The organism is Neobacillus piezotolerans (genome assembly GCF_003362805.1).
In the GTDB taxonomy this organism is placed as follows: Bacteria; Bacillota; Bacilli; order Bacillales; family Cytobacillaceae; genus Bacillus_D; species Bacillus_D piezotolerans.
The window spans coordinates 494,007-519,913 of the sequence record NZ_QNQT01000001.1 but is presented as its reverse complement, the minus strand read 5'-3'; the positions used below and the strand labels follow the sequence as shown (position 1 = coordinate 519,913).

31 protein-coding genes are annotated in these 25,907 nt (G+C 45.4%); 11 read left to right on the top strand and 20 right to left on the bottom strand.

Translation table 11 applies throughout. The features are described from left to right. Positions 1–168: 168 nt before the first annotated feature. Positions 169–756, top strand: coding sequence for a YhcN/YlaJ family sporulation lipoprotein (locus DRW41_RS02415; protein WP_115450359.1), 588 nt, complete (start codon positions 169–171; stop codon positions 754–756). Positions 757–925: 169 nt separating this feature from the next. Here DRW41_RS02415 and DRW41_RS02410 read toward each other — a convergent pair whose 3' ends face one another. Then, a complete protein-coding gene (locus tag DRW41_RS02410) occupies positions 926–1,381 on the bottom strand; it encodes a pyridoxamine 5'-phosphate oxidase family protein (RefSeq protein WP_115450358.1) in 456 nt (151 codons plus the stop codon). A gap of 177 nt (positions 1,382–1,558) precedes the next feature. Here DRW41_RS02410 and DRW41_RS02405 point away from each other — a divergent pair, with 177 nt between their 5' ends. Continuing rightward, positions 1,559–1,759, top strand: a complete 201-nt coding sequence (locus DRW41_RS02405; protein ID WP_115450357.1) for a YlaI family protein — start codon at positions 1,559–1,561, stop codon at positions 1,757–1,759. A 44-nt stretch (positions 1,760–1,803) separates the two neighbouring features. On the opposite strand, the gene DRW41_RS02400 is transcribed toward DRW41_RS02405, so the two are convergent. The 3 genes from DRW41_RS02400 to typA are packed head-to-tail and all read right to left on the bottom strand — an operon-like array spanning position 1,804 to position 4,292. Then, positions 1,804–2,109 (bottom strand): hypothetical protein, encoded by a 306-nt coding sequence (locus tag DRW41_RS02400; protein WP_115450356.1) that lies wholly within the window; start codon positions 2,107–2,109, stop codon positions 1,804–1,806. A 17-nt stretch (positions 2,110–2,126) separates the two neighbouring features. Beyond that, positions 2,127–2,432, bottom strand: a complete 306-nt coding sequence (locus tag DRW41_RS02395) for a YlaH-like family protein (RefSeq protein WP_115450355.1) — start codon at positions 2,430–2,432, stop codon at positions 2,127–2,129. A 21-nt stretch (positions 2,433–2,453) separates the two neighbouring features. Beyond that, positions 2,454–4,292: a translational GTPase TypA gene (typA, locus tag DRW41_RS02390; RefSeq protein WP_115450354.1), complete on the bottom strand. Its 1,839-nt coding sequence runs from the start codon at positions 4,290–4,292 to the stop codon at positions 2,454–2,456. 192 nt (positions 4,293–4,484) lie between these two features. Here typA and DRW41_RS02385 point away from each other — a divergent pair, with 192 nt between their 5' ends. Continuing rightward, positions 4,485–4,664, top strand: coding sequence for a DUF5325 family protein (locus tag DRW41_RS02385; RefSeq protein WP_115450353.1), 180 nt, complete (start codon positions 4,485–4,487; stop codon positions 4,662–4,664). A 37-nt stretch (positions 4,665–4,701) separates the two neighbouring features. Here DRW41_RS02385 and DRW41_RS02380 read toward each other — a convergent pair whose 3' ends face one another. Further along, entirely contained in the window at positions 4,702–5,496 is a 795-nt protein-coding gene (locus tag DRW41_RS02380) for an inositol monophosphatase family protein (protein WP_115450883.1), read from the bottom strand. 203 nt (positions 5,497–5,699) lie between these two features. Beyond that, positions 5,700–5,894, bottom strand: coding sequence for a YkzI domain-containing protein (locus DRW41_RS02375; RefSeq protein WP_053366055.1), 195 nt, complete (start codon positions 5,892–5,894; stop codon positions 5,700–5,702). 177 nt (positions 5,895–6,071) lie between these two features. Between DRW41_RS02375 and DRW41_RS02370 the strand changes: the two genes are divergently transcribed. Next, a complete protein-coding gene (locus tag DRW41_RS02370) occupies positions 6,072–6,692 on the top strand; it encodes a YktB family protein (RefSeq protein WP_115450352.1) in 621 nt (206 codons plus the stop codon). Between the two features lie 132 nt (positions 6,693–6,824). On the opposite strand, the gene DRW41_RS02365 is transcribed toward DRW41_RS02370, so the two are convergent. Then, positions 6,825–7,097 (bottom strand): UPF0223 family protein, encoded by a 273-nt coding sequence (locus DRW41_RS02365; RefSeq protein ID WP_115450351.1) that lies wholly within the window; start codon positions 7,095–7,097, stop codon positions 6,825–6,827. Between the two features lie 85 nt (positions 7,098–7,182). Then, positions 7,183–8,148: an NAD(P)H-dependent flavin oxidoreductase gene (locus DRW41_RS02360; protein ID WP_115450350.1), complete on the bottom strand. Its 966-nt coding sequence runs from the start codon at positions 8,146–8,148 to the stop codon at positions 7,183–7,185. Positions 8,149–8,402: 254 nt separating this feature from the next. Between DRW41_RS02360 and DRW41_RS02355 the strand changes: the two genes are divergently transcribed. Next, positions 8,403–9,875 (top strand): aminotransferase class I/II-fold pyridoxal phosphate-dependent enzyme, encoded by a 1,473-nt coding sequence (locus DRW41_RS02355; protein WP_115450349.1) that lies wholly within the window; start codon positions 8,403–8,405, stop codon positions 9,873–9,875. 86 nt (positions 9,876–9,961) lie between these two features. Here DRW41_RS02355 and DRW41_RS02350 read toward each other — a convergent pair whose 3' ends face one another. Together DRW41_RS02350 and DRW41_RS02345 are read right to left on the bottom strand one after the other, a co-directional pair. After that, positions 9,962–10,087: a GapA-binding peptide SR1P gene (locus DRW41_RS02350; RefSeq protein WP_115450348.1), complete on the bottom strand. Its 126-nt coding sequence runs from the start codon at positions 10,085–10,087 to the stop codon at positions 9,962–9,964. A gap of 180 nt (positions 10,088–10,267) precedes the next feature. Continuing rightward, complete coding sequence (locus DRW41_RS02345; protein ID WP_115450347.1) at positions 10,268–10,567, bottom strand: DUF3055 domain-containing protein; 300 nt, start codon at positions 10,565–10,567, stop codon at positions 10,268–10,270. A 155-nt stretch (positions 10,568–10,722) separates the two neighbouring features. Here DRW41_RS02345 and DRW41_RS02340 point away from each other — a divergent pair, with 155 nt between their 5' ends. Then, positions 10,723–11,160, top strand: coding sequence for a DUF1885 family protein (locus DRW41_RS02340; protein WP_115450346.1), 438 nt, complete (start codon positions 10,723–10,725; stop codon positions 11,158–11,160). A gap of 504 nt (positions 11,161–11,664) precedes the next feature. Beyond that, complete coding sequence (locus DRW41_RS02330; protein ID WP_115450345.1) at positions 11,665–12,054, top strand: small peptidoglycan-associated lipoprotein; 390 nt, start codon at positions 11,665–11,667, stop codon at positions 12,052–12,054. Positions 12,055–12,101: 47 nt separating this feature from the next. Here DRW41_RS02330 and lpdA read toward each other — a convergent pair whose 3' ends face one another. From lpdA to DRW41_RS02305, 5 genes are all read right to left on the bottom strand, one after another. Further along, positions 12,102–13,511 (bottom strand): dihydrolipoyl dehydrogenase, encoded by a 1,410-nt coding sequence (gene lpdA / locus DRW41_RS02325; protein WP_115450344.1) that lies wholly within the window; start codon positions 13,509–13,511, stop codon positions 12,102–12,104. A 4-nt stretch (positions 13,512–13,515) separates the two neighbouring features. Next, a complete protein-coding gene (locus tag DRW41_RS02320; protein WP_115450343.1) occupies positions 13,516–14,889 on the bottom strand; it encodes a dihydrolipoamide acetyltransferase family protein in 1,374 nt (457 codons plus the stop codon). Between the two features lie 74 nt (positions 14,890–14,963). Beyond that, positions 14,964–15,941, bottom strand: a complete 978-nt coding sequence (locus tag DRW41_RS02315; RefSeq protein WP_115450342.1) for an alpha-ketoacid dehydrogenase subunit beta — start codon at positions 15,939–15,941, stop codon at positions 14,964–14,966. A 2-nt stretch (positions 15,942–15,943) separates the two neighbouring features. Beyond that, entirely contained in the window at positions 15,944–17,059 is a 1,116-nt protein-coding gene (gene pdhA / locus DRW41_RS02310) for a pyruvate dehydrogenase (acetyl-transferring) E1 component subunit alpha (RefSeq protein ID WP_115450881.1), read from the bottom strand. A gap of 524 nt (positions 17,060–17,583) precedes the next feature. Further along, the gene (locus DRW41_RS02305; RefSeq protein WP_181884385.1) at positions 17,584–18,249 is read right to left on the bottom strand and encodes a YkyA family protein; all 666 of its coding nucleotides are present in this window, start codon (positions 18,247–18,249) and stop codon (positions 17,584–17,586) included. Positions 18,250–18,469: 220 nt separating this feature from the next. On the opposite strand from DRW41_RS02305, the gene DRW41_RS02300 reads away from it, so the two are divergent. Next, positions 18,470–18,598 (top strand): YjcZ family sporulation protein, encoded by a 129-nt coding sequence (locus DRW41_RS02300; protein WP_115450340.1) that lies wholly within the window; start codon positions 18,470–18,472, stop codon positions 18,596–18,598. Positions 18,599–18,804: 206 nt separating this feature from the next. Further along, the gene (def, locus tag DRW41_RS02295) at positions 18,805–19,359 is read left to right on the top strand and encodes a peptide deformylase (protein ID WP_115450339.1); all 555 of its coding nucleotides are present in this window, start codon (positions 18,805–18,807) and stop codon (positions 19,357–19,359) included. 90 nt (positions 19,360–19,449) lie between these two features. On the opposite strand, the gene DRW41_RS02290 is transcribed toward def, so the two are convergent. Further along, positions 19,450–20,358, bottom strand: a complete 909-nt coding sequence (locus DRW41_RS02290) for a DMT family transporter (RefSeq protein WP_115450338.1) — start codon at positions 20,356–20,358, stop codon at positions 19,450–19,452. A 493-nt stretch (positions 20,359–20,851) separates the two neighbouring features. Between DRW41_RS02290 and DRW41_RS02285 the strand changes: the two genes are divergently transcribed. Together DRW41_RS02285 and rnjA are read left to right on the top strand one after the other, a co-directional pair. After that, positions 20,852–21,061, top strand: coding sequence for a DNA-dependent RNA polymerase subunit epsilon (locus DRW41_RS02285; protein WP_115450337.1), 210 nt, complete (start codon positions 20,852–20,854; stop codon positions 21,059–21,061). 6 nt (positions 21,062–21,067) lie between these two features. After that, positions 21,068–22,735 (top strand): ribonuclease J1, encoded by a 1,668-nt coding sequence (gene rnjA / locus DRW41_RS02280; RefSeq protein ID WP_115450336.1) that lies wholly within the window; start codon positions 21,068–21,070, stop codon positions 22,733–22,735. 52 nt (positions 22,736–22,787) lie between these two features. On the opposite strand, the gene DRW41_RS02275 is transcribed toward rnjA, so the two are convergent. The 4 genes from DRW41_RS02275 to DRW41_RS02260 all read right to left on the bottom strand — a co-directional run bounded on the left by DRW41_RS02275 (position 22,788) and on the right by DRW41_RS02260 (position 25,843). Then, complete coding sequence (locus DRW41_RS02275; protein WP_115450335.1) at positions 22,788–23,450, bottom strand: potassium channel family protein; 663 nt, start codon at positions 23,448–23,450, stop codon at positions 22,788–22,790. A 108-nt stretch (positions 23,451–23,558) separates the two neighbouring features. Then, positions 23,559–24,464, bottom strand: a complete 906-nt coding sequence (locus DRW41_RS02270; RefSeq protein WP_115450334.1) for a DUF4349 domain-containing protein — start codon at positions 24,462–24,464, stop codon at positions 23,559–23,561. A gap of 118 nt (positions 24,465–24,582) precedes the next feature. Then, positions 24,583–25,038: a TlpA disulfide reductase family protein gene (locus DRW41_RS02265; RefSeq protein WP_115450333.1), complete on the bottom strand. Its 456-nt coding sequence runs from the start codon at positions 25,036–25,038 to the stop codon at positions 24,583–24,585. 256 nt (positions 25,039–25,294) lie between these two features. After that, positions 25,295–25,843 (bottom strand): peroxiredoxin, encoded by a 549-nt coding sequence (locus DRW41_RS02260; RefSeq protein ID WP_115450332.1) that lies wholly within the window; start codon positions 25,841–25,843, stop codon positions 25,295–25,297. Between the last annotated feature and the right edge of the window lie 64 nt (positions 25,844–25,907).

Here is a 25,907-nt window from a genome sequence, read left to right as displayed (position 1 = left end):
GCACTTTGGGTTTCTGCTGCCTAGTGGAACCAATCGGGTTCGTACTGCCTGTTTTTAATACGCGTTAGCTGCTAATTTAGCGGAAGTTGAAAGGGGCTAATCATCGGCGGAATCTGTTTTTTTCGGAACGGCTTCCGGCATTTTAAAAGGTAGGTGGTTTTCTTGTTCATGGGAAAATTAATGATGATTCTTGGTATTATGCTCGCTCTTTCCGGCTGCGGTGCAAATCAAGGGACTGATGGCGGCAAGGCCACAAATCACCTTGTACAAGTAAAAAACAGCGCCGCTCCGAATACGGACAGAAAAACAGGGAAGAGGGCAGCCCGCCATCTGGAGAAGATTGCTTCATCCGTACCGAACGTAAATGGAGCGAATGCTGTCGTACTAGGAAAATATGCGATAGTTGGCATTGACATCGATTCCACTGTGGAACGATCGGAAGCAGGGACAATCAAATACTCAGTCGCCGAAGCACTGAAAGACGACCCTTACGGAGCCAGGGCGATGGTCGTTGCGGATCCAGATATGAATGCGCGTTTAAAGGAAATTTCGGAGGATGTTCAAAATGGCAAACCTATACAGGGGATTTTATATGAACTGGCAGACTTGGCCGGGAGGATTGTACCTGAAGTTCCGGGTAAAATCGTAGAGCCGGAGCGGGGCAGGCCTGTGAAAGGGAATAAGGAACAAATGCCTGAACAAGACAAGAAAAAATTGGAGCGGAGACAGGAAGAAGAGTCCTTAAGGAAAAAGTAATGGATCCGTGAAACGGAAAAACGTTCAGACCCAACATGTTTCAATAACAAATCATTTCCAAAACCAGGCCTCATTAAGCGAAATTGAAGAATGCCCAACAATGACATGCTGAAAATGCAATGGAAGCCTGGCAAACTTGCCGGGCTTCCATTTTTAGTCCCGCAGGAGATCAGGCTTTCCGGAATGCCTCCATGACCTGCGTATCAAGCCGTGCCGCGGCGGCTTTGTCATACGTTTTATCGTATTCTGGCTCTTGTGTAATTTTGGAACCGTAAAACATGACATCACGAACTTCATTGATTTTCACTTCGATCAGTGCCAGCTTTAAAGGAACGCCTTCCATCTTTTCATGTTTAACAGCCGCATTGCCATTAATCGCGTATGTAGTTTCATTGGCAATGACATTTATAGCCACTTCGCCTTTGTTTTTAATGTTCTGAACAATCCTCGAACGATTATCCACTGCGAAATAAATGGTGCTTTCATCTTTTGCAAGCAGCCATGAAATGGCGCTGATGTTCGGTCCGCCCGTTTCGTGGTCTATCGTGGCAATTGTGGCAAACCGTTCCTTCTGCAATTCGTCGAATAACGGTTTGATTAGTTTTGGTTCTACCTGGTTAGCCATAAAAAATGCTCCTTTCGATTCTGTTAAATTCCCGGCTCCCCCATCTTACTATTAACCATTTCATACAGCAACTTGCGGGAATGCCGGGACTATGTTCATGGAATATCCCATGTTATACTATTAGTATGCCAATAAATTAACCAAGGTGAAAGCAAACAGATTTGAGGTGGCCCGAGCTTGAGAGTAAAATGTGTTCTATGTGATACAATTGAAATGATTCCGGACGAATCCCCGGAAGCAAAAAGGCTTCGCAACCGGCCAATCCATACGTATATGTGTATTCCTTGCCATGACAGGATTGCAGAGAGGACTAATGAACGGATTGCAAGCGGCAATTTCCGCCTATACCGTACAAAAAAGAACAAAGACGACTTTTAAAAAAGACAAACCCCCTGAACAGGCCCGTTCAGGGGGTTTTGCAATCAGCTTTCAGATTCATCCGGAAAGTTGCAGAACTTATCGGGTTCCATATTGATCTGGTTCAGCATTACTTCGATCAGCTCACGTGGAAAACGTGTTTTCTTCTTTTCCCCATCACGTTCATAGTGGACGTAATACATGTTTTCATCCGTTTCGATTGTTAAATCGGAAGCGCTGACCCCATAATTATCGGTAAGCATCCCTTCAAACATCTCCATTGTTTCCAAAGCGGCAGAATCGTTGGGCCGGGCGTCGCATACCACTTTGATAGTGAGCCAATTGTAAATAGTATCCTGCAGGGAATTCATTTGCAGACCCTCCCCCATCAAGCTTCTGTTTTTTGTTTCCGCTCCTGGTTCAGGCGGATTTTGTAAATGATCAAAATGATTGCAGCAACCACGAGTCCTTCGGTTATCGGCAGCATGACTCCCAAAAAGGTCAGGATTGTGCTGCCAAGCGCGAGGAACAAGTAAATGACAGCAGATTTGGCAGGAGGGAGTTTTTTAGCGAACCCCAATTTGTACACAACGACAGAAAGGGCGACTATCGTAACATACAGCATCCACATCCCCATTTTTGGGTTTTCCCCTACCTTATAAAGTGCCGCAAAAAAGGACAGCCTGTCCTCCATTCCAGCATTCCTCCCCTACTACTAGTTCATTTCCGCGTATTTCTTCTTCTTGGCAATCCGTTCCCGCTCGTTTTTATCTAGTATCTTTTTGCGAAGGCGGATTGACTCCGGTGTAACTTCACAATACTCGTCTTCATTCAAATATTCAAGTGATTCCTCCAGCGTCATGATCCGCGGCTTTTTAATTGTTGAAGTTTGGTCTTTGTTCGCCGAACGGACGTTGGTTGCATGCTTCACTTTTGTTATATTTACAGTAATGTCATTTTCACGTGTATGTTCCCCGACGATCATGCCTTCATAAATTTCAGTTCCAGGCTCGACAAAAATCGTACCCCGGTCTTCAACCTGCATGATGCCATAGGTTGACGCTTTGCCTGACTCCATGGATACAAGCACGCCTTGGCGCCTACCGCCTACCTGGCCAGCAAGCATTGGCTGATAGCTATCAAACGTATGGTTGATGATTCCGTAACCGCGCGTCAAAGTCAGAAATTCAGTAGTATAACCAATCAAGCCCCTGGCCGGAACCATGAATATTAGGCGGACTTGGCCATTGCCGTTATTGACCATATCGGACATTTCGCCTTTTCGCGCACCGATTGATTCCATGACAGCTCCGGTATATTCCTCCGGTACATCGATTTGAACCCTCTCGATTGGCTCGCAGCGTACTCCATCTACTTCTTTTACAATAACTTCGGGTTTTGAAACCTGGAGTTCATACCCTTCACGGCGCATATTTTCAATCAGGATGGAAAGGTGAAGTTCACCCCTTCCAGAAACAATCCAGGCATCGGGTGAATCCGTGTTTTCAACCCTCAGGCTTACATCTGTCTGAAGCTGGGCCAGAAGCCGCTCCTCAATCTTCCTGGAAGTTAAATACTTTCCTTCCCTTCCCGCGAACGGGCTGTTATTGACAGCGAACGTCATTTGAAGAGTGGGTTCATCAATATGGAGTACAGGCAAAGCTTCCTGGTGCTCAACAGGGCATACAGTTTCACCGACATTGATGTCTTCCATCCCCGATACGGCAACGAGGTCCCCTGCAAAAGCTTCCTGGATCTCCTGGCGCTTCAGCCCAAAGAAACCGAACATTTTTGTAACGCGAAATTGTTTGACTGAACCATCAAGTTTCATTAATGCCACCTGCTGGCCGACCTTCATCGTCCCGCGGAAAACCCGTCCAATCCCAATCCTGCCAACATAATCGTTGTAATCCAATAAGGCTACCTGAAATTGAAGGGGTTCTTCGCGATTATCGGCCGGTGCCGGGATATGCTCGATGATCGATTCATAGAGCACCTGCATGTTTTCATCCTGTTGCTCGGGATTTGTGCTAGCTGTTCCATTTAATGCAGAAGCATAGATCACCGGGAATTCAAGCTGGTCCTCATTGGCGTCAAGCTCGATGAACAAATCGATAACTTCATCAATTACTTCTTCCGGCCGGGCGAAGTCCCGGTCGATTTTATTGACAACAACAATTGGAGTAAGCTTTTGTTCAAGCGCTTTTTTCAAAACGAACCTTGTTTGCGGCATCGTCCCTTCGTAAGCATCAACAACAAGGAGAACGCCATCGACCATTTTCATGATCCGTTCCACTTCTCCTCCAAAGTCGGCGTGCCCAGGGGTATCCAGGATATTGATTTTTGTATCTTTGTACTGGATCGCGGTGTTTTTTGCAAGGATCGTAATTCCTCTTTCGCGCTCTATATCATTCGAATCCATTGCCCTTTCTTCGACATGCTCGTTGGAACGAAAAATCCCCGATTGCTTGAGCAATTGGTCAACGAGGGTTGTTTTTCCATGGTCAACGTGGGCAATAATGGCTATATTGCGAATATCATTTCGTTTATTCAAGGTGGTTCACTCCTGCCTTTTATAAGGGATAAAGCTTTTTTGGCTTTTATTTCAAGTACAACTGAAACATTATAACACATATCATGTAGAAACCTATAAATTTTTTGAGTACAATAGGCTTTGAAGTCTATATTTTCCCCAAATTAATGAAGATTAAGCAAAATATACGTTGGGGAAAAGATAGGAGAGCCGATGAAAAAAATAAAATGGGACATCTTCGGGTTGGCGATTATGGCGGCCGCGTCCATTTCGGGCATAGGAATCGCGATTGGGGAACAGAGCATTCTTGGGATTCTGGCTTGTATCGCTGTTCTTTCTTTCGCAATGAGGGAAGGGTTTAAAAGGAAAAAGAAAGGCCAAAAAAAGCACTGAAGGGTACGGCTTCCGGCCCCCTCAGTGCTTTATTCGTTTATTTCCCCACTTTTAGGTACCGTTCGAGGATATCTCCATGAAGGCCCGGCCCAGCGGCGAGCACGGACGATTTGTTCAGCATATCGAGCTTACCTCCATTAAGGTTTGTCACACTGCCGCCCGCTTCTTCCACAATGAGAGCTCCGCCCGCATAATCCCATGGGGCCAGCCTTGGCGAAATATAGGCATTTACCCTGCCCGTCGCCACGTAAACAAGTTCAAGCGCAGCTGATCCATACGACCTTGTCCCTCTTGCTTCCCTGACAAGCGGAATGAGCAGGTTATGGTCAACCCTCTTATTTTCCAGGACCCAGCTGATATTCAACGCCACGATTGATTCTTTAACAGCGGCCCTTTCAAGCTTCGGCAATTCCTTTCCATTTAGAAATGCGCCGCTTCCTGCTATTGCATGATAAAGTTCATTGTGGACGATATCATAAACAAGGCCGATTTTCCCCTTGCCATTCTCATATATTCCAATTGATATTGCAAAGTTCCTTTGCTGGTGGATAAAATTCATCGTTCCGTCAATCGGGTCAATAATCCACACAACTCCTTCGAGATCTTGGAGTTTATCGCCGAATCCTTCCTCGCCAAGTATCCTATGCCCCGGGAAAACCGCTCTGATATTCTCGATGAAAAATTTTTCCGTGTCCCTGTCAATGTCTGTTACAAGGTCATTCGGATCAGATTTTGTATGGATATTAAGAGTTTTATCAAATGAAGATCGAATCTGTTCCCCCGCTTCAAGAATCCACTTTCTTGCCTGCCCAAACACATGGACTGTATCCATTAAGCCGCCCCCCAAAATAGTGTCCTCTTCAAATCCGTCCGTATTGTTTAGCTTATACAAATGCGGAGCGCCCATCAACCATTATGGTACCCTTCACCGCCAAAAAATAATAAACGAACTCTCCAGCATTGCCGGGAGTCCGTTTTAAGCTTCCGCATATTTATTTTCCCATTCCATTTTTGTATGGTCTTCCTCTCCGCTTCTTACAAGGCCTTTAATCGGAGAAGTTCCTGCCGGATCTTTTCTAGGCGCAATTTGCAATGTTTCTTCATCTCTTCATTGTTCTCCGCCATCGCATCATACAATGTTGCTAGCTCATAGTCCATTTCAAGCCTTAAAACCGCGGTCCTTTCCTTATCGAATGCCTTTTTTCTAGTCGTATTAATCAACTGTTTCATTAGTAAACACTCCTTCCGGCAATTATACTGATTTTTCAGATTTTTGATATTATAGTATGAAGCTCTTTGTAAATCTGCGACAAAATGTGATTGTATCCATCATATTAGTACAACTAATTTTAAGAGTCGGCTTCTGTATGCTAAAATAATTTCATCACTGTAATTTAGGAGGCCCATATGGAATTTAGTGGTTTCACCCAAGATGATTTTAATGTATTTTCTATTGACGGCCTGGAAGCGCGAATGGATGCTTTAATTACCCATGTCCGTCCAAAATTAACGTGGCTTGGGGAACATTATGCTCCTCTATTGTCCACGTTGGCAGGACAGGAAATGTTCGCCCATGTTGCCAAGCACGCCAGAAGAACCAAGAATCCCCCGAACGATACGTGGGTTGCCATCTCTGGTAATCCGAGAGGGTATAAAATGCTGCCGCACTTTCAGATTGGCCTGTGGGAAACCCACCTTTTCGTTTGGTTCGCGGTTATCTATGAATGCCAGGGAAAACCGCAAATCGGGGAAAACTTCCAGAATCACCTCGGTGACATCCATGCGGGAATCCCAAACAACTTTGTCTGGTCCGAAGACCACATGAAGCCTGGAGCGATCAGCCATGGCAGCCTATCAGCAAAAAATCTGAATGATTCCTTCCAGCGCCTTAAGGATGTAAAAAAAGCGGAAATCCTTTGCGGCTGTCACTTTGATCGCGATGAAGTTGTCAAGATGGGCCCATCGGATTTGCTTAAAAGTTTGGATGGTGTATTTAGACAAATATTACCCCTATATAAATTGACATAAACCTGCAAAATATAATGGAAAACAATTGTACCATAATAAGATAAAGTGCAGGCTGCCCTGCGTCATCCAAGCGTGGGATTCCCTTTCAAAATAACGAACCCCCTTACCTCGACAGGCAAAGGGGGTTTTAGTTTACTTTATGCGCAGTTTTCCTCCATCAGGGAGCTCTTTTGCTTTCGTGACAGCTTTATAGGGCGAATAGCCGCTTAGCTCCTCGAATTCCCCGCATAACTTCTTTTCTTCGGACTTTCCCGGAACAATTTGCTTGAAATTCCGGTATGCCGCCATAAATTGCTCCCGTCCTATTCCAGTTTCATATGCCTCCTCCACTGCCTGGAAGAAGTGGATAACCTGGACGGTCTCTTCAGTAGACCACGTGTAATCGATAGGATATTGGTAATCCATCTAAGCACCTTCTTTACATATTAATCCCGCGGATATAGTTTACCATCTTTTCGTGCCCACCGAAAATAAACCCGGATTCCCTGATTTAGTTTGAATTCCCCCATCGTTTACGGATTTCTGCTGCTTCGTCCAGAATCCTTTCAAACAATTCAGCGGTTGTTGGGATGTCATGGATTAATCCGATTGCCTGGCCTGCCCAAGCAAAACCTTCATCCACCTTTCCTTCATATATAAATCTCCGGTTTGCATCTCCGTTGATATATTCCTTTAATTGCTCATAACTGGAACCTTTCTTTTCAAGTTCAATTATCTTTTCCGCCCATATATTGTGGATGACCCTTCCTGGGGCACCGAGTGATTTTTTTATGATAAGGGTATCTGATTCGGCGCTTTCAAGCAATTTATGTTTATACTGGTCGCTCGCATGTACACATTCCTTTACAGCGATAAACCTCGTCCCCATTTCGATTCCCTCGGCGCCAAGCGCGAATGAGGCCATCAGACCCCTTCCATCCGCGATCCCACCGGACGCGATAACAGGAATTGAAACGGATTCGGCTACACGCGGAATGAGTACCATTGTTCCCAAATCCTCCTTTCCAAGATGGCCGCCTCCTTCCTGCCCGACAACCATTACAGCATCCGCTCCAAGCTGTTCCGCCTTGATCGCCTGTCTCCTTGAGGCAACCAAGACGAGTTTTTTACATCCAGTCCCGTTTAATTGCTCAAAGAGCGGCGCCGGATTTCCGCCTGTCATTGAGATGACAGGGACATTTTCTTCAATAGCGGCTTCCACAAATTTTTGGTATGGCCTCCCGTGCTGCCCAATGGCAAAATTCACGCCAAACGGCTTATCCGTTTTTTCCTTTGTTTTCAGGATTTCCTCCCGCAGCAATTCAGGGCTTTCCAGAGACATGGCTGTTATTTGGCCAAGGCCTCCAGCATTGGAAACTGCCGAAGCAAGTTCAGAATATGCAAGGTGGGCCAATCCTCCTTGTATAATCGGGTACTGTATACCAAGAAGTTCTGTTATTCTTGTATTCCACTTCATTTTCCCGCCTCCTCCATCCTCTTCCTTACTGTTATTCTCCTAATCCGGTTAATTTTCCTCTCTTAACGGGAAACTACATAGAAAACCGTAAATCCCATAAAGGAAATGAATATTTATTTGCAAACGTAAGCAGAAGTGCTATAATTCACTTGTTTTATGTCCTGCCGGCCATATTTTAATTTTGACAGGGGCCATTCCTCTGCAGGAACATAGTTGAACCTACCGATCATTCAGTAAAAGAGGTGTGGAAAATCTTGTCCCAATTTGATACGCCGTTGTTCACCGGCCTTGTTGAACACGCTAAAAAGAATCCAGTCCAATTCCATATCCCGGGTCATAAAAAGGGAGCCGGAATAGATCCAGACTTTCGAGAATTCATTGGCGATAATGCTTTAAGCATTGACTTGATAAATATTGGCCCGCTCGATGATTTGCATTCCCCGAAAGGGATCATAAAGCAGGCACAGGATTTGGCTGCCGAGGCGTTTGGCGCGGACCATACATTTTTTTCAGTCCAGGGCACAAGCGGAGCGATTATGACTATGGTCATGACTGTTTGCGGGCCTGGGGATAAGATTATTGTCCCCCGCAACGTCCATAAATCAGTCATGTCAGCGATCGTTTTTTCAGGTGCCATTCCAGTCTTCATTCATCCGGAAATTGATGAAAATCTCGGTATTTCCCACGGCATTACAACCGAGGCTGTGGCTAGGGCATTGGACCAGCACCCTGACGCGAAAGGAGTGCTCGTGATAAATCCCACCTATTTCGGGATATCCGCAGATTTAAGGAAAATCGTGGAAATCTCCCACTCTTACAACGTACCGGTCCTTGTCGATGAAGCGCATGGCGTCCATATCCATTTCCATGATGAACTGCCTTTATCCGCGATGCAGGCTGGCGCGGATATGGCCGCGACCAGCGTCCATAAACTAGGCGGGTCAATGACCCAAAGTTCTGTATTGAATGTCCGGGAAGGCCTTGTCTCTTCCAAACGCGTTCAATCCATTTTGAGCATGCTTACAACCACTTCGACGTCCTACCTTCTTTTGGCGTCATTGGATGTCGCGCGAAAAAGGCTTGCCACCGAAGGACGTGAATTAATTTCTAAAACGATTAGCCTGGCGCAGTCCATAAGGGACAGAATCAATGAAATCGACAGGCTCTATTGTGTTGGGCCAGAAATACTAAAATCAAAGGCGGCCTTTGATTACGATCCGACGAAGCTGATAATTTCTGTCAAGAATCTTGGCATTGCCGGATATGAAGTTGAAAAATGGCTTCGTGACAGGCATAATATCGAAGTTGAACTCTCCGACTTGTATAATATTCTTTGCATCGTCACACCTGGTGATACCGAGCGTGAGGCAGACATTCTTGTCAATGCGCTGCGCGAGCTTGCCGAAGAATGCGTTGGGGAAGCCGGAAAGCCGGAGCCATTACAGGTGTTCCTTCCGGACATCCCGCTTTTGGCCCTTACGCCAAGAGATGCTTTTTACTCCGAAACGGAAGTCGTTCCATTCGAAGAATCGGAGGGAAGGATAACAGCCGAGTTTATTATGGTCTATCCTCCAGGAATCCCAATCTTTATCCCAGGAGAGATTATTACGAAGGAAAACCTCCTTTATATCCAAAAGAACCTTGAGGTTGGCCTGCCGGTCCAAGGACCTGAAGATGATCAGATTAAGTCAATCAGGGTAATTAAGGAATACAAGGCAATAAAATAACAAAAAACAGGATTCCTGGGAATCCTGTTTTTTGTTTTGAAAATATAGTTGCCGCGGTCCTGTCTCAGGCTTTTCACCAGAGAATTTTAAAGATTTTCATCCTGGATGGAATGGCATTTATCACAAGTACATTTAGAGTAAAGGACAGTTACTTTTTCATCTTCGAAATGATCAATCGTCGAATTGCAAGTTTGGCATACAATCGTTCCCATGTTGATCAGCTCCCTTTAAAAATATGAAATGTAAGCGCTTAATAAGGTTTAACTATATAATAATATAACCTTTTTAGAATATCAACCGATATTGTATGTCATTATTAACCTTTTTAACGGCAATTATCACCATCAATCTTCGAAAAATGTAAAAACAGGCCATTGGATGGCCTGCCATGCTCATTCATATTGGGTGGTAAAGGGAACGGACGGAAGGATTTCCGAAAAGAATTCGACCAGTTCATTTGCCTGTCCTTCATCACTAATCCGAAAAACATGCTGCAAATGCTCTACGTCATCCAGGTCTTTAGGTTCGAGGAGAGTTGATCGGCCGGTTTGCATACAAACGACTAGAGGCTTTCCGAAAAACAAGGAGGAATAGACAACTCCAAAATCATAACGCGCATTTTCAGTAGTAAATCCAGTGAAACGAACCTTTACATTCTCGTGTTCATCATATAACTTTTCGAATTGATCCATAACACTCCTCCTTACATTTATTAGAATATTATTATAATTCAAATTTTTCTAAATTACAAACAAAAGGCCTGCTTCACTATTTGGCGGTTGTTTATCGAATTTAGTCAATGCTACAATGGGGTTGTACAGAAAAATGGATCAGGGGGGGAATGGTGATGGCTGAAAACGCTTTTATTAAACTTGTGCCTTCATCTGCAAAACAATCTGTTACACTTGATGAATTAAAGAAACTGTTCACTTATTACAAGGAAATCACTTCCAAAACAGGCACACAGGTTGGCTGGAATTATGACGAAAGCGCGTTTCCATACGAAATAAAGGAAACACCTGAAGGCAAGGGAGACTGGTTTTACCTCAATTCCACAGACCCCGACAGGTACCGGGCGATAGCGGTAGCAGTCGGAAAGGAAGCTGTGGAGACTGATGAGGGAACCCCGGCGATCCAACCCTATGTCCAGATAACTTTGCCTGACGGAGCGACTGCGGGAGACAAAGGGAAAGCAAATGAATTCTGCAAATTCCTGGCCAAAAAATTTCAGGCTGAGCTTCATCTATTTAATGGAAGAATCATGTATTACAATCCGAGGAAATAAATCAGCAAGCATCCCATCGAGGGATGCTTCGTTATTTTAGCAAGCTTCTATTTTTGCAAAATAGGAGGAAAGTGAAAATAGGATAGGACAATGTGGAAGGATGCGTACAGTCCAAGGCTGAATGCAGTAATAAATAGAACCTTTCTTTGCGATTGGATAAAATTTTCACCGATAACCACTGCAAGATAAAAAAACACCAAAAACATGAGACCATTATATAAAGGATGGTCGTGTTTCGATAGCCATTCCGTTAATGTATATCCGCTCCAAATAATAAACTGGATTAGGAACAAAACATACACCTTCATCCCTTTCACCGCCTGACCAACCCAGGAAAAACCTGGCCATTTACTGAAGTATATGCCAGGCCTCCCCTTGATATTTTTCAATTCTGTAACATTTGCATGACAAGGAAAAGTAGCCGCTATCCGTATGATAAAATGTGGTTGATGCCGTGTATTGCCAACTGCAGGAATCATTGACGAAATAATGGGGGCAAATGTTATGAAAGGTTTTCCTGTTTATCTAATTCTTTTCTCACTATTCATTACATCATCCTGCGGCAAAGGGGAGCAGGCAAGGCTATCAGTGGACAAAAACTCGAAGCAGGTTATTTTCTTTTCAGACGAAAAGCAATATAAGCGGGAAGCCGCCTATTACGATGCCTTGATAGAACTAAAAAAAGATTTTCCGGATGAAATGGAAAACCTGATGGTCCTTTCGAGCAAAGAAGAAAAAAAATACTATGACGAATTTGATATAAAATCGGGTCCAGCCCTGATTGTCCTATATAAGGAAAAGGTAATGGTCCGAATTCACGGCATTACAACCAAAGAGAAAATTATCCAGCCGGTTTCCAAAGCTTTGGATGGAAAGAACTTTAAAATGGATTAAAGCCCTTCCCGATGCGGGAAGGGCTTTATTGTTTTAGCAACTGTTACTTATTTTACGATGTGAATTGGGCTTCCGATTGCAACTTCCGCCGCTTCCATGGTGATTTCCCCAAGTGTTGGATGGGCATGGATTGTCATGGCCAAGTCTTCGGCAGTCATGCCGGTTTCAATTGCCAAGCCGAGTTCGGCAATCATATCAGATGCGCTCGGGCCGGCGATTTGCGCCCCAATAACTAGGCCGTCTTCCTTGCGAGTTACAAGCTTCATGAAGCCATCTGTCTGGTTGAGCGCCAATGCCCTGCCATTAGCGGCAAACGGGAACTTGGCGGCTATCACCTCAATGCCTTCTTCTTTAGCCTGTGCTTCAGTGTAACCAACGGATGCCAGCTCGGGATCCGAGAACACAACTGCCGGGATGGCAAGATAATCGATTTCAGCCGGATGGCCCGCAATGGCTTCCGCAGCAATCTTTCCTTCATAGGATGCCTTATGTGCCAAAGGAGGGCCTGGTACGATATCGCCAATGGCATAAATATTGCCGATGTTGGTCCGGCATTGCTTATCCACCTTTACAATACCCCTGTCAGTCAATTCGATTCCCACTTGTTCGAGGCCAAGTTCATCGGTATTTGGGCGGCGCCCAACCATAACGAAAACATAATCGGCTTCGACTGTTTTTTCCTCGCCTTTTACTTCATAAGTGACTTTTACAGAATCCCCGGATTCCTGAACACCTTTTGCCAGGGCTTTCGTAACAATTTCAGCACCCTTTTTCTTAAGGTTGCGTTTTACGAGTGAGGACATCTGTTTTTCAAAGCCATTGAGGATTTCGTCAGCACCCTCAAGAATGGTCACCTTTGTTCCAAAGCTTGCGTATGCTCCTCCAAGTTCTGTTCCGATATAGCCTCCGCCAATTACAACGATGCTTTCCGGAATTTCCTTCAGGGCAAGGGCCCCTGTTGAATCAAGGACGCGTTTGGAATATTTGAAGGCAGGCAATTCAATCGGACGTGAGCCTGTCGCGATGATTGCATTGTTGAAAGTATATGTTTGGGCGGAATTTTCATCCATTACCCTTAAGGTATTCGCATCTACAAAATACGCCTCACCGCGGACGATATTGACCTTGTTTCCTTTTAAGAGGCCCTCGACGCCGCCTGTAAGTTTTTTGACGACTCCCGCTTTCCACTCCTGGACCTTGGAAAAATCGACTGTGACGTTCTCGGCGTTAATTCCAATGTCACTGGAATGGGTTGCCGATTCGTACCTGTGGCCCGCTGCTATGAGGGCTTTGGAAGGAATACAGCCGACATTCAGGCAGACCCCTCCCAATGTTCCTCGCTCAACGATGGTCACTTTTTGGCCGAGCTGGGCGGCCCTGATTGCCGCCACATACCCGCCGGGTCCTGCCCCGATAACGATTGTATCTGTTTCTATTGGAAAATCTCCTACTACCATTTTATTACGCCTCCATTAACAAGAGTTCCGGATCGTTCAACAACCTCTTGATGTGGTTCATGAAATTCTGAGCGGTTGCGCCATCAATAACCCGGTGGTCAAAGCTTAAGGAAAGTGCGAGAACTGGCGCGGCAATGATTTCCCCATTTTTTACGATTGCTTTTTCCGAGATGCGGCCAATTCCAAGGATGGCAACTTCCGGATGGTTGATGACAGGCGTAAACCATTGTCCTCCCGCAGAACCGATATTGGTGATTGTGCAGGATCCGCCCTTCATTTCATCCGGGGCAAGCTTTCCGCTCCTTGCTTTGGTAGCAAGCTCGTTTATTTCATTGGAAATGGCGAATACCGATTTCCTGTCCGCATCCTTTACAACAGGGACAAGCAGGCCTTTATCTGTATCAGCGGCGATCCCAATGTTGTAATAATGCTTTTGAATGATTTCCCCCGCCTCATCGTCTACAGAAGTATTCAATGCAGGATACTCTCTTAGCGCGCTTGTAAGCGCCTTGACGACGTATGGAAGGAAGGTAAGCTTAATACCCTTCTCAGCCGCAACCTCTTTGAATTTCTTGCGGTGGGCGACAAGGCTTGCCACGTCCACCTCGTCCAAAAGGGTAACGTGTGGAGCGGTATGCTTGGAATTCACCATCGCCTTGGCGATCGCGCGGCGAATTCCGCTCATCTTCTCGCGTGTTTCAGGATATTGGCCCTGCGGAATTGGAGCAGGAGCCTGCTTCGCCTCTTCCGCTGCCGGAACAGTTTCATTGACAGCTGTTTGAGCCTCGTCTTTCGGAGCTGCCTGACCTCCGCTCAAGAATGCATCGATATCGCCTTTAAGCACCCTGCCATTGTTGCCTGAGCCTGAAACTTGGCGGATATCGACTCCTTTTTCCCGAGCATACTTCCTCACCGAAGGCATCGCTATGACTCTTCGGTTTGGGTCAACATCGACTTTTGGCGCTGCATTTGCAGCAGCAGCCCCCGCTCCAGTGGCTCCTTCAGATGCCGGAACTTGTGCTTCTTCCTTTTTAATCTGCTGGCCCGACTCAAGAGTTGATTGAACTTGGGATTCTGTTTTCTCGTTTGCAGGTTCTTCATCCTCATGGCTATCGCCTTTGAATTGAAGGTTTTCATAGCCTGGCGCATCAAACGTAACAAGCACCTGGCCAACAGTCGCCACTGTGCCTTCACCAACCAGTATTTCCTCGACGGTTCCTTCTACTGGGGAAGGGATCTCTACTACAGCTTTATCATTTTGCACTTCACATAGAACATCGTCTTCCTGTACTTTATCGCCTGGCTTAATGAACCATTTGACTATTTCGCCTTCGTGGATTCCTTCACCTATATCAGGCATTTTAAATTGGAATGACACTATGCCTCATCCTCCTAGTGTTACTTGAATATCTTCTGGCTTGAAAATTCCTTGCATGGGCGGCACTTGTCCAATTAGAACGTAAGTACTTTCCTGGCTGTTTCAATGACATCCTTGTAATTCGGCAGCCATACGTTTTCAGCCTGAGAGAACGGATAAACTGTATCCGCAGCCGCAACAGTAAGAACTGGCGCCTCAAGGCTCAGTACTGACCGTTCCATGATTTCACGGACAACATGATTTGCCGCTCCTGCCTGCCTTTGGGCTTCCTGGACAACGATAGCGCGCCCGGTTTTTTCAACAGAAGCAACAATAGCTTCAATATCCAATGGCATTAGGGTTCGAAGATCAAGTACTTCCACGGAATGTCCATCTTTTTCAAGTTCCTCCGCGGCTTTGAGTGATTCATGGACCATCGCGCCATACGTAATGATGGTCAAATCTTTGCCTTCCCTTTTAATATCCGCTTTTCCCAGTGGAATAGTGTATTCTTCCTCTGGAACCTCCTCACGGAAAGCACGATAAAGCTTTAAGTGTTCAAGGAAAATAACCGGATCGTTATCGCGAATCGAAGAGATCAGCAGCCCCTTGGCATCGTATGGAGTCGATGGAACAACAACCTTAAGTCCCGGCGTCTGCATCATTAGCCCTTCAAGGCTGTCGGAGTGAAGTTCCGGAGTATGTACCCCTCCGCCAAATGGAGACCTGACCGTAATCGGCATATTGTAGCGTCCCCCGGAACGGTAGCGCATCCTTGACATCTGGCCCGCGATGGAGTCCATCACCTCGAAAACAAATCCGAAAAACTGGATTTCGGGGATTGGGCGGTAACCTGTCAGGGAAAGGCCGATTGACAAGCCGCCGATGCCGGATTCGGCAAGCGGCGTATCAAATACGCGTTCTTCGCCAAATTCCTTTTGGAGGCCTTCGGTTGCACGGAAAACACCACCGTTTACACCAACGTCCTCCCCGAATACCAAAGTCTTCTCGTTATTGCGAAGTTCTATGCGCAAGGCATCCGTGATTGCCTGGATCATCGTCATTTGAGCCATGATTACTTCGACTCCTTTGCTTTGTAAATTTCATATTGTTCCTTTAAGTGGAAAGGCATTTCTTCATACATTATCGACATTAGGTCGGTTACCTTTTGTTTTGGAGCGGCGTCGGCCTTCTTGATTGCCTCTTTAATTTCCTCTTTTGCCCTTTCGATCACTTCATTTTCTTTTTCTTCGTTCCAAAGCCCCTTGCTTTCAAGGTATTTCCTGAAACGGACAAGCGGATCCTTCTTTTCCCACTCGTTGTCAAGGTCAGCCGTCCTGTAGCGTGTCGGATCATCCCCGGCCATCGTATGCGGGCCGTAACGGTATGTCAATGTTTCAATTAATGTTGGCCCTTCGCCATTTACCGCGCGTTCACGGGCGTCACTGACCGCTTTATAAACCGCAAGCGGATCCATACCATCAACCTGGATACCAGGAATACCGGCGGCAACCGCTTTTTGTGCGATTGTCTTTGCCGCGGATTGCTTTTCTACTGGCGTCGAAATCGCAAAGCGATTGTTCTGGACAACAAAAATGGCCGGGGCCTTGAACGCTCCCGCAAAGTTAATGCCTTCATAGAAATCGCCTTGTGAGGCACCGCCGTCGCCTGTGTAGGTAATTGCCACAGATTTAGAACCATTTTTCTTCAATCCAAGCGCAACTCCCGCGGCCTGAATATACTGCGCGCCAATAATGATTTGCGGGGACAGAACATTTACTCCTTCAGGGATTTGGTTACCCTGATAGTGGCCCCTGGAGAAAAGGAATGCCTGGTAAAGTGGAAGCCCCTGCCAAATAAGCTGAGGAACATCACGGTATCCCGGCAAAATGAAATCATCCTTTTCCAGCGCGTATTGAGAAGCCAACTGGGAAGCCTCCTGGCCGGCTGTAGGCGCATAGAACCCAAGGCGGCCCTGTCGGTTGAGGGAAATGCAGCGCTGGTCAAGGATTCGTGTGTACACCATCCTGCTCATTAATTCCTGAAGCTGTTCGTCACTTAATTCAGGCATTGCCGCTTCGTTAACGACCTTGCCTTCTTCATTTAAAATCTGGAGCGTTTCAAATTGCTGCTCAACAGCATCGAGCGTCTTTTTCGCATCGATTTGGGCGTTCTTTGTCTTAGAAGCCATTTGGTCACCATTCCTTTCTTTTTCACAAATTTTGTCTCTTACATTAAACACACTCGGGGTTTCTGTTTTAATGGGATACAAATACTCACTTATATTGCCCATAAAAGCGGCTAAATGCTCTCCCTATAAGATTGTAATTTTTCGATTAAAGCACGCCTGAAACACCAGTTTTACCAATATCGACTGGCCATATCTATATAGTTTTCCACAAGCACGGCTTCGGGAAACCCAAATTTCCACCGTACTGGTTTTTAGACTGTACCAGTTGTAAACCCCATTAAATTAATACAACTCCCCCTGCAAATCGAGTGTACACCATTCTCTTCCAAACCGTCAATAAACATGACCTATAAATTTTTCACTATACAAATATTAGAAAATATCCATAAAAAGGGTATATCTGTACTAATGTTTTTTATTCATCTGTATCAGTTCTGTTATATCCAAATATCTCCAATAAAACTTCCAAGGAACCCGTTCGCCCAAAAATAAAAGAAAAAGCAGGCATCTTCTGCCTGCTCCAGTTAGGATTCCTCGCCGATCAGCCCGGCTAATTCGTAAAAGTCGAGCTTTTCCTTGTTATATTTTTCGGTCAATTCATTAAACCTTTCATTCGCCTCAAGGATCTCTTTGTAATATTCATTAAGGGTGTTAACCTGGCCCTCCAGATTTTCCAAAGACACATCCTTGGCTTTCAAGGATGTATACAGTTGACGGTCGCCATCAAGCGCATTCATGTATTCCTTATAAAGCATTTCATGTGTTTCATATCGGTCTTTCATCGTTTTATATAGCAATTGGGCCTTTTCCTTCAGCTCCGGCTTTTTGATTTCCTTGAGAATCGTTAAGGCTTCTTCGAATTGTTTCCGGGATTCCTCCAGGCTCTGGCGCTCAAGGGCTATATGTTCCTTTCTCTTTTCGACAATCTCCAATGCCTCGTCGGAAAGAGTGGATATTTGGCTGTATTCCTTCAAGCCAAGACCCATGATCTTATCAAAAATCGCTTTTTCTTTTGTTTCAAGCTCAATGAGCGGATCTTGCTGTGCTTCAAACTGTTTTTCCGCCTTGACCGCTTTCTCCAGCACTTCGTACAGCTCGGTTTCAGGCGACTCCTTTCCGAGGCAGCCTGAAAGCACCAGAACGGCTCCAGCCAAAAGGAATAGTATTCTATTTATTGGAGAAAATAGCAAAATCAATCACTCCTTTTCTTAACAATTCAACTATATCGAGAGTTCATGTATTTGACAACTTTATTTGGCAGCAAAGCTTGTCCAGCCGATTAAAGTTTATTCTTGACAATCGTCATTTATGACTGGGCACTGGCCCAAACTATCCAGAGCTGGCTAACATAGGCTGTAATAGTCGCCCGATTAATAGGGCTGGCAAACATGATACTGAGGAGGTTCGCTTATGTACGGTTATGGATATGGCTATCCTGGATTTGTCGGATATGGTGGATTTTGCGGATGGGGCAGAGGTTTTGCCTTGATTGTCGTGCTGTTTATCCTATTGATTATCGTCGGCTCTGCCTGGCTATAATGTTAGTCAAGAAGAGGTGCCCGCCTCTTCTTTTTGTTGCCGCTTATTTCCCTTACCGCCTTTCTTTACTTTGCGCTAAATCTCCTTCATACCGAAAAGATAATTCCATGTAATTAACTTTTCGCCGATTGTCTGATAGACTAATGGCATACTTCTTCCCTATTGGAGGGTTGAATAAATGTACTGTTTTACAGGAGTGGACTAAAATGATAACTATGGACGATATTATTCGCGACGGTCATCCAACTTTAAGAAAAACCGCCTCTCAAGTTCCGATGCCGCCATCTGAAGAAGACAAGCAAATTCTTGCGAGCCTCCTGGAATATGTTATAAATAGCCAGAACAGCGAGATTGCTGAAAAATACGGACTTCGCCCAGGCATAGGCCTGGCAGCCCCGCAAATAAATGTGCAAAAAAGGATGATTGCGGTGCATGTGCATGACGAGAAAGGGAATTTGCACAGCCACGCGCTTTTTAACCCAAAGATCGCCAGCCATTCCGTGGAACTGGCATACCTTACTTCAGGTGAAGGGTGCCTTTCTGTTGATGAGCCTTACCCGGGATATGTCCCCCGTTACGCACGCATTACCGTGAAAGGATACGATTCGGAGGGAAATGAAGTAAAGCTCCGCTTGAAAGGGCTAACTTCCGTTGTCTTCCAGCATGAAATCGACCATTTGAATGGCATTATGTTCTATGACCATATCAATAAGGAAGACCCGTACAAACCAATCGAAAATGCAATCGCGATTGAAAGGTAATAAAACGGCTGCCCAATTTTAATGGGCAGCCGTTTTTACGCTGAAAATCCTCAATAATTGGAAAATAGGTATAAAACCATTTTCCTCGTCCTAATTATCCCCATGAATGGCCCGGATAGCTGAGAGTGCTTTTTTCTTTAATGAAGAGATAAAAACACCAAAGAAAATTAAACCAAGTCCAGCAAGCATCGATAAATGGATTTGCTCCTCCAGAAGGAACGCACCCCAAATGATTGCGAAAACCGGAGCAAGGTATGTAACTAGCGCGGCAAATTCCGGACTTCCTTTTTGCACGAGAAAATAATAAATAAGATACGCGATTCCGGATCCTATCGCGCCAAGTCCCAAAAACGCCCCAATGTTGGCCAGGCTGAAGAAAACCGACGGCTCGGGCAGCCCCGTTGCAAGCATGGCGATAAAGCTTGCCGCCGAAGAAAAAGCAAGTGTATAAAGTGACAGTTCAAATATGGGAATATCATTGGCAAATTTCTTCGTTAGCTGTGATCCAATGCCATAGCAAAGAGCGGCCCCGCTCATCATCAGGATGCCGGCCAAATTGCTCCTCCCAAAGGCCTCCGACCCGAAATCGGATAGAATGAAAATTCCGCAGAACCCAATAAAAGCACCGGCCCACTGGTTTTTCCGAAGCCTAGCCGAAAAAAATAAAAATCCGATTAACAAGGTCCAGATAGGGGTAGTAGCATTAATGATTGAAGCAAGGCTTGATGTTATTTTTGTCTCCCCTGCGGATATAAGCAGCCAGGGCAAAATATTATTTGCAAGGGCGATCCCAATAAGTTTTGCATGGGGAAGCTTCCTGAAATTCCGCATTGATTTTTTCGCCGCAAAAGCAATGACTAAGAGCATAGCGGCCCCAAAGAATGTCCGGCCGAATACCACTTCTGCTGGATCCAGCGTTTTTAAAAGAATCTTGATGAACAGAAATGAAGTTCCCCATATTATACCCAATCCAATCAACGAAGCATAAAGCCTGCCCAACCTAATTCCCCCTGACCTCTTTCAATAGTAAAAACATTAATCTTTTAAAAATATTTTGTCAATTTGCAAACAATTGCCAATTCCATGATTAACCATGAAGAAATTGAACCAACAGACATATACTAGTAGTAACCAGAAGGACGATTTTATTCGTTTCACGTCCAAAAACAAGAAAAATACGCCCAATAATTCACCTGGCTGCTTTACTTTGGACAAGGATGGTATAAAATAAGGGTAAGGAGATGATCCACTATGTTAAAGAAGCTACGAAAAAAGCTTTTAAAACAGTGGAGAGATTTATTACGAAAAAAATCCATTGCCTAATGTTTTGAGCCCTTCAAACTTGCGAAGGGCTCCTTCCTTATTGTAAATTGAATAACAGCAGCATAATGGGATAATGTTAGCGTTTCCCCCGGCGTCCGGCACAGGAAGGGAACTCGGGCCTGGGGATTTATAATAGACAATGCAATTGTGGAGATAGGAGCGAGATATCATGTTATTCAAAGTATACTACCAGGAGCGCCTCAACGAAGTGCCAGTAAGGGAAAATACCAAATCCCTTTACACCGAGGGAGAGTCCGAAAGGGATGTCAGGAAAAAACTTGGCGACCGCGGATATAATATTGAGTATGTCCAAGAAGTCAAAGGCGCCTTCCTGGAATATGAAAAACAAAATGAAGATTTTAATGTATTGGAGATATGATAATTTATGAAATTCGTTAAAAATGACCAAACCGCTGTTTTCGCCCTTGGCGGCCTTGGCGAAATCGGGAAAAATACGTATGCAGTCCAATTTCAGGATGAAATCATCGTTATTGATGCCGGAATCAAATTTCCGGAGGACGAACTTCTTGGAATTGATTATGTCATTCCGGATTATTCCTACCTTGTAAAAAATGTCGAAAAAATCAAAGGGCTTTTTGTTACTCATGGACATGAGGACCATATTGGCGGGATTCCCTATTTATTAAGGGAAGTGAATATACCGATTTATGGCGGAAAGCTTGCCCTTGGGCTGATAAAAAACAAATTGGAAGAGCATGGACTTCTTAGGACAGCGAAACTGATTGAAATAAAGGAAGATGATATCATCAAGTTCCGGAAAACATCGGTTACTTTCTTCCGTACAACTCACAGCATCCCTGATTCCTATGGCATTGTTGTAAAAACCCCGAATGGACAAGTTGTCCACACTGGGGATTTCAAGTTTGATTTTACGCCAGTAGGCGAGCCGGCCAATTTGACGAAGATGGCGGAAATCGGAAAAGAAGGCGTCCTTTGCCTTTTATCGGATAGCACAAATAGCGAAATCCCTGATTTCACGATGTCAGAGCGCCGTGTTGGCGACAGCATTGATGATATTTTCAGGAAAGTGGATGGAAGGATCATTTTCGCCACATTCGCTTCCAATATCCACAGGCTTCAGCAGGTCGTTGAAGCGGCGGTCACAAGTGGCAGGAAGGTCGCTGTCTTCGGACGGAGCATGGAGGCGGCCATTAATATTGGCCAGGAGCTGGGCTATATCCGCGCTCCGAAAGAAACCTTTATTGACGCCCAGCAAATCAACAGGCTCCCGGCTAACCAGGTGACCATACTTTGTACTGGCAGCCAGGGTGAACCGATGGCGGCCCTTTCGAGGATTGCAAACGGCACACACCGCCAAATTCAAATAATACCTGGTGACACTGTTGTATTCTCTTCCTCCCCGATACCGGGGAACACGATCAGTGTTAGCAGGACAATCAATATGCTGTTCCGCGCTGGCGCCGATGTCATTCATGGAAAGCTGAGCAATATCCATACATCCGGCCACGGAGGCCAGGAAGAGCAAAAGCTAATGCTGAGGCTTATCAAGCCGAAGTTCTTCATGCCAATCCATGGCGAGTACAGAATGCAACGGATGCATTCAAAGCTTGCCGTCGATTGCGGTGTACCTGAAGAAAACTGTTTTATTATGGACAACGGCGAAGTCCTCGCCCTTTCAGAGGACAGCGCGCAAATCGCCGGCAAAATCCCTTCCGGCTCCGTCTACATTGATGGAAGCGGGGTTGGCGACATCGGGAACATCGTCCTTCGCGACAGGAGGATTCTATCCGAAGAAGGCCTTGTCGTTGTCGTCGTCAGCATCAATATGAAGGAATTCAAGATTGCTTCTGGCCCTGACCTAATTTCACGCGGATTCGTTTATATGAGGGAATCCGGTGATCTGATCAACGATGCGCAGGCTTTGATAGCCAAGCATTTAAACAAAATTATGGAGCGAAAGACGACCCAGTGGTCCGAAATCAAAAACGAAATTACGGACACACTCGGCCCATTCCTTTATGAAAAAACAAAGCGCCGCCCAATGATTCTCCCCATCATTATGGAAATCTGATAAGGGTGTGAAGAATATTAAAGAAGGAAGCTTGCAGCCGCAAGCTTCCTTTTTAGTCTTCGATTACCTTCTTCCGGAACCTTTCAATATCCGTATCAGCCCCAATTACGATTAAAATATCGCCAAGCCAGATTTTCTCGCTTGCCAGCGGTGAGACGATGATATCACTTCCCCTCTTTATTGCGACAATGTTTATTCCATACCTTGCCCGGATGTTCAGTCCAATGATCGTATTGCCTCCAAGCCGTTCATTCGCGACAATCTCGACAATGCTATGCTCGTCGGATAGCTCCAAATAGTCAAGTACGGTGCTTGTTGAAATATTATTGGCGATGCGGATGCCCATATCCCTTTCTGGGTGCGCAACAACATCGGCGCCGATTTTTAAAAGCACCTTTTCATGGTAGTCATTGAGCGCTTTAGCTGTCACATGTTTTACCCCAAGTTCCTTCAGAATCAGTGTCGTAAGGATGCTTGCCTGTATATTGTCCCCTATCGCGACGATAACGTGGTCGAAGTTCCTGATTCCAATTTCCTTCAGGACCGCCTCATCAGTGGAATCACCAAGAATTGCATGGGAGGCTATCGATGCGTATTCGTTAACCCTTTCTTCGTTGTTGTCCATCGCAAGGACTTCCATCCCCAGTTCGGACAGCCTGCGGCAAATACTGCCGCCAAAACGGCCAAGGCCGATTACCGCAAAATCTTTCTTCACTCAGATTCCTCCAAGGATCATATTTATCCCTATAGTAGCAAAAAAGTGCCTAAACCGGAACATTACTTTTCTTAAAAGATATAAACGGTGTCGAACAGGGGCTCTTCATCAGCCTCCCCTTCTTTTTATGCCTTTTTTAAAGAAAAGGAAGATAAGTAGCAGGACAGCTGCAAGAAAGAGAAGTATGGGCAGGTTTCCAAGGAAAAAAACTGTCAACCCCGACCCAACGGAGAGAAGGAAGTTCGTGCTGCTGATGAATTGTTTCTTCGTCCTGGCCCAAGTATCCAGTTCCTTAGGGCTCGTCGCCTTTGCAATTATTTTCCTTTCAAAAAGGGAAATTTTTATTGTCGACAATGATGACTGATTTTGAAGATACTTCATTTTTCCGGTGATTTGCTCAATTTCTTCCTGAACCTCTCCAAGGTCAGCTGAAATTTGAAGGAGGTCCTCCGTTTTGGCCGCGCCTTTCATGAATTCCAGGAGCCTCGCTTCAACAGCCTTTTTGGACTTCAACCGGGAATCCAAGTCGACATATTGTTCCTTCACATCCTCGCCGCGGATCGAACGATCAAGTACTTCCGCTGCATCCTTTTCCGCTTCATTCAAAAAGCTTTCGAAATGCGGCGCAGGAACACGGACTGTCATCATCCCGCTCATCTGCTCGTCACCATCCCGGGAAGCAGATGATTCGACAATATACCCTCCATATTTTTCAGCCTTTGCTTCGAATGATTTTTGTGCATTTTCAAAATTCTTAACACGCAAGTGAAGCTCCGCGTTCTTAATGACCATCCTGTCCGAAACACCTTCTGTGGGCTTGGCCCCATCGGCAGAGGCCGATTTTTCTTTTGCTTCCTCCGTCCCTCCAACCGAGTCGCCGTAATCCCTCTCGACCTTGTTTTGATCCGCACTGCCGGACTTCGCTGAATCTGACTGGCCCGCGTTGCTGCATGCCGCCAATACGGCAAACAGGGAAAGGACAAGTGCTAGCATCCCCTTTCTAAATCTCTCCATAACTCGCACCCCCGCTTCTTTTACAGATTAGACGGAAGATGATGTTCCTTTGTGTCAGCCATAATGGAAAAAAACATTAAAGGGGCCAGGCATCCTTAAGTGCCTGGCCCCATAGTATCTATTCCGCTTTTTCCGTTTCATCCAAAACACGGTTAACGCGCTTTTCTAGCATTTTCATGCCGCTTCCGCCCGCCTGGAAATGCCTTAGCTTGCCTTCCTTATCAAAAACATAATACGCGGGAACGTATTGATTCTCAAAGGCTTCTGTAAGCTTATGTTCACTATCCACGAAAATCGGCTGGGTGATGCCGTGTTCGGACGCGACTTTCTTAACATCTCCAATATCCAGGTCATCCTCGGACCTTGGCATATGGACGGCCAAAACATTCAGCTTGTCCTTATAGTCATCACGGAACTGGTTTACCTGCGGCATCGCTTCTTTGCACAGATGGCAGCTTACAGACCAGAAATGAATCAGTGTCGGCTTTTCCCCAATTAGTTGGTCCCTGGTTACCTCACCGTTCAGCCATTCGACCGCGCCGGTTAGTTCTGGCATTGGTTCACGTAATTTCACATTAATTACCTCCCGTTATATCATTGCTTTATACTCTTTTTACTTGGTCGTTGATCCGCCCACGGCGCACAAGCTTTCCGCAGGGGCGCCAGCACATCTGCATAGGCTATTTCATGAAATGATTAAGGGTTTTCGAGAAGTCGGCGCCCTTCGTACACTGGCTACAACTAAGACTTGCGAAAAAAAGACCTAACATATGAATCGGTTAGGTCTATCTCTAAAAACGTTCAGTATAGTTTTATAATCGCCAAGCCTATTATACGTTAAGGGTTTTTTGTCCAGGCTTCCAGTTGGCCGGACATAGTCCGCCTGTTTGGAGGGCCTGAAGGACGCGGAGTGTTTCATCTACATCGCGGCCAATATTATTATGGTTGACTACCTGGTACATCATTTCGCCTTCAGGGCTGATGATAAACAGGCCGCGAAGCGCAACGCCTTCTTCTTCGATCAGCACGCCATAATCGCGGGAAACCACATGGTTTGTATCGGCAGCAAGCGGATACTTCAAATCGCCAAGGCCATTATCCTTCCTGTCCGTTTTAATCCAGGCAAGATGGGTATGGATGGTGTCTGTTGAAACACCGATTACTTCGGCATCAAGGTCTTCAAATTCGTCATACCGATCGGAAAGGGCCGTGATTTCAGTTGGGCAAACAAAAGTGAAATCCATCGGATAAAAGAATAGTACAGTCCACTTGTCGTTTTTCATGTTTTCTTCAAGGCTTACTTTGCTGAATTCCTTATTCGGCATTACAGCTTCCATTTCAAATCGCGGTGCTTGTTTTCCCACCATACGTTCCGGCATGAAAATCCCTCCAAAAAAAGATTTTATTTACGGGATATAAGCTATGTACGTTATCCCTTTCACA

Bases quoted from the DNA above. Each gene is read 5' to 3' on its own strand.
- DRW41_RS02385 (WP_115450353.1), top strand. From the start codon at position 4,485: ATGAAAAAAATAAAATGGGACATCTTCGGGTTGGCGATTATGGCGGCC.
- pdhA (WP_115450881.1), bottom strand. From the start codon at position 17,059: ATGGCTTCTAAGACAAAGAACGCCCAAATCGATGCGAAAAAGACGCTC.
- DRW41_RS02410 (WP_115450358.1), bottom strand. From the start codon at position 1,381: ATGGCTAACCAGGTAGAACCAAAACTAATCAAACCGTTATTCGACGAA.
- DRW41_RS02375 (WP_053366055.1), bottom strand. From the start codon at position 5,894: ATGAAACAGTTGATTAATACGACTAGAAAAAAGGCATTCGATAAGGAA.
- DRW41_RS02260 (WP_115450332.1), bottom strand. From the start codon at position 25,843: ATGCCGGAACGTATGGTGGGAAAACAAGCACCGCGATTTGAAATGGAA.
- DRW41_RS02395 (WP_115450355.1), bottom strand. From the start codon at position 2,432: ATGGAGGACAGGCTGTCCTTTTTTGCGGCACTTTATAAGGTAGGGGAA.
- DRW41_RS02365 (WP_115450351.1), bottom strand. From the start codon at position 7,097: ATGGATTACCAATATCCTATCGATTACACGTGGTCTACTGAAGAGACC.
- DRW41_RS02345 (WP_115450347.1), bottom strand. From the start codon at position 10,567: ATGGATCAATTCGAAAAGTTATATGATGAACACGAGAATGTAAAGGTT.
- DRW41_RS02300 (WP_115450340.1), top strand. From the start codon at position 18,470: ATGTACGGTTATGGATATGGCTATCCTGGATTTGTCGGATATGGTGGA.
- DRW41_RS02350 (WP_115450348.1), bottom strand. From the start codon at position 10,087: ATGGGAACGATTGTATGCCAAACTTGCAATTCGACGATTGATCATTTC.
- DRW41_RS02415 (WP_115450359.1), top strand. From the start codon at position 169: ATGGGAAAATTAATGATGATTCTTGGTATTATGCTCGCTCTTTCCGGC.
- lpdA (WP_115450344.1), bottom strand. From the start codon at position 13,511: ATGGTAGTAGGAGATTTTCCAATAGAAACAGATACAATCGTTATCGGG.
- DRW41_RS02330 (WP_115450345.1), top strand. From the start codon at position 11,665: ATGAAAGGTTTTCCTGTTTATCTAATTCTTTTCTCACTATTCATTACA.
- DRW41_RS02400 (WP_115450356.1), bottom strand. From the start codon at position 2,109: ATGAATTCCCTGCAGGATACTATTTACAATTGGCTCACTATCAAAGTG.
- rnjA (WP_115450336.1), top strand. From the start codon at position 21,068: ATGAAATTCGTTAAAAATGACCAAACCGCTGTTTTCGCCCTTGGCGGC.
- DRW41_RS02270 (WP_115450334.1), bottom strand. From the start codon at position 24,464: ATGGAGAGATTTAGAAAGGGGATGCTAGCACTTGTCCTTTCCCTGTTT.
- DRW41_RS02370 (WP_115450352.1), top strand. From the start codon at position 6,072: ATGGAATTTAGTGGTTTCACCCAAGATGATTTTAATGTATTTTCTATT.
- DRW41_RS02315 (WP_115450342.1), bottom strand. From the start codon at position 15,941: ATGGCTCAAATGACGATGATCCAGGCAATCACGGATGCCTTGCGCATA.
- DRW41_RS02285 (WP_115450337.1), top strand. From the start codon at position 20,852: ATGTTATTCAAAGTATACTACCAGGAGCGCCTCAACGAAGTGCCAGTA.
- DRW41_RS02380 (WP_115450883.1), bottom strand. From the start codon at position 5,496: ATGGATACAGTCCATGTGTTTGGGCAGGCAAGAAAGTGGATTCTTGAA.
- def (WP_115450339.1), top strand. From the start codon at position 18,805: ATGATAACTATGGACGATATTATTCGCGACGGTCATCCAACTTTAAGA.
- DRW41_RS02360 (WP_115450350.1), bottom strand. From the start codon at position 8,148: ATGAAGTGGAATACAAGAATAACAGAACTTCTTGGTATACAGTACCCG.
- DRW41_RS02340 (WP_115450346.1), top strand. From the start codon at position 10,723: ATGGCTGAAAACGCTTTTATTAAACTTGTGCCTTCATCTGCAAAACAA.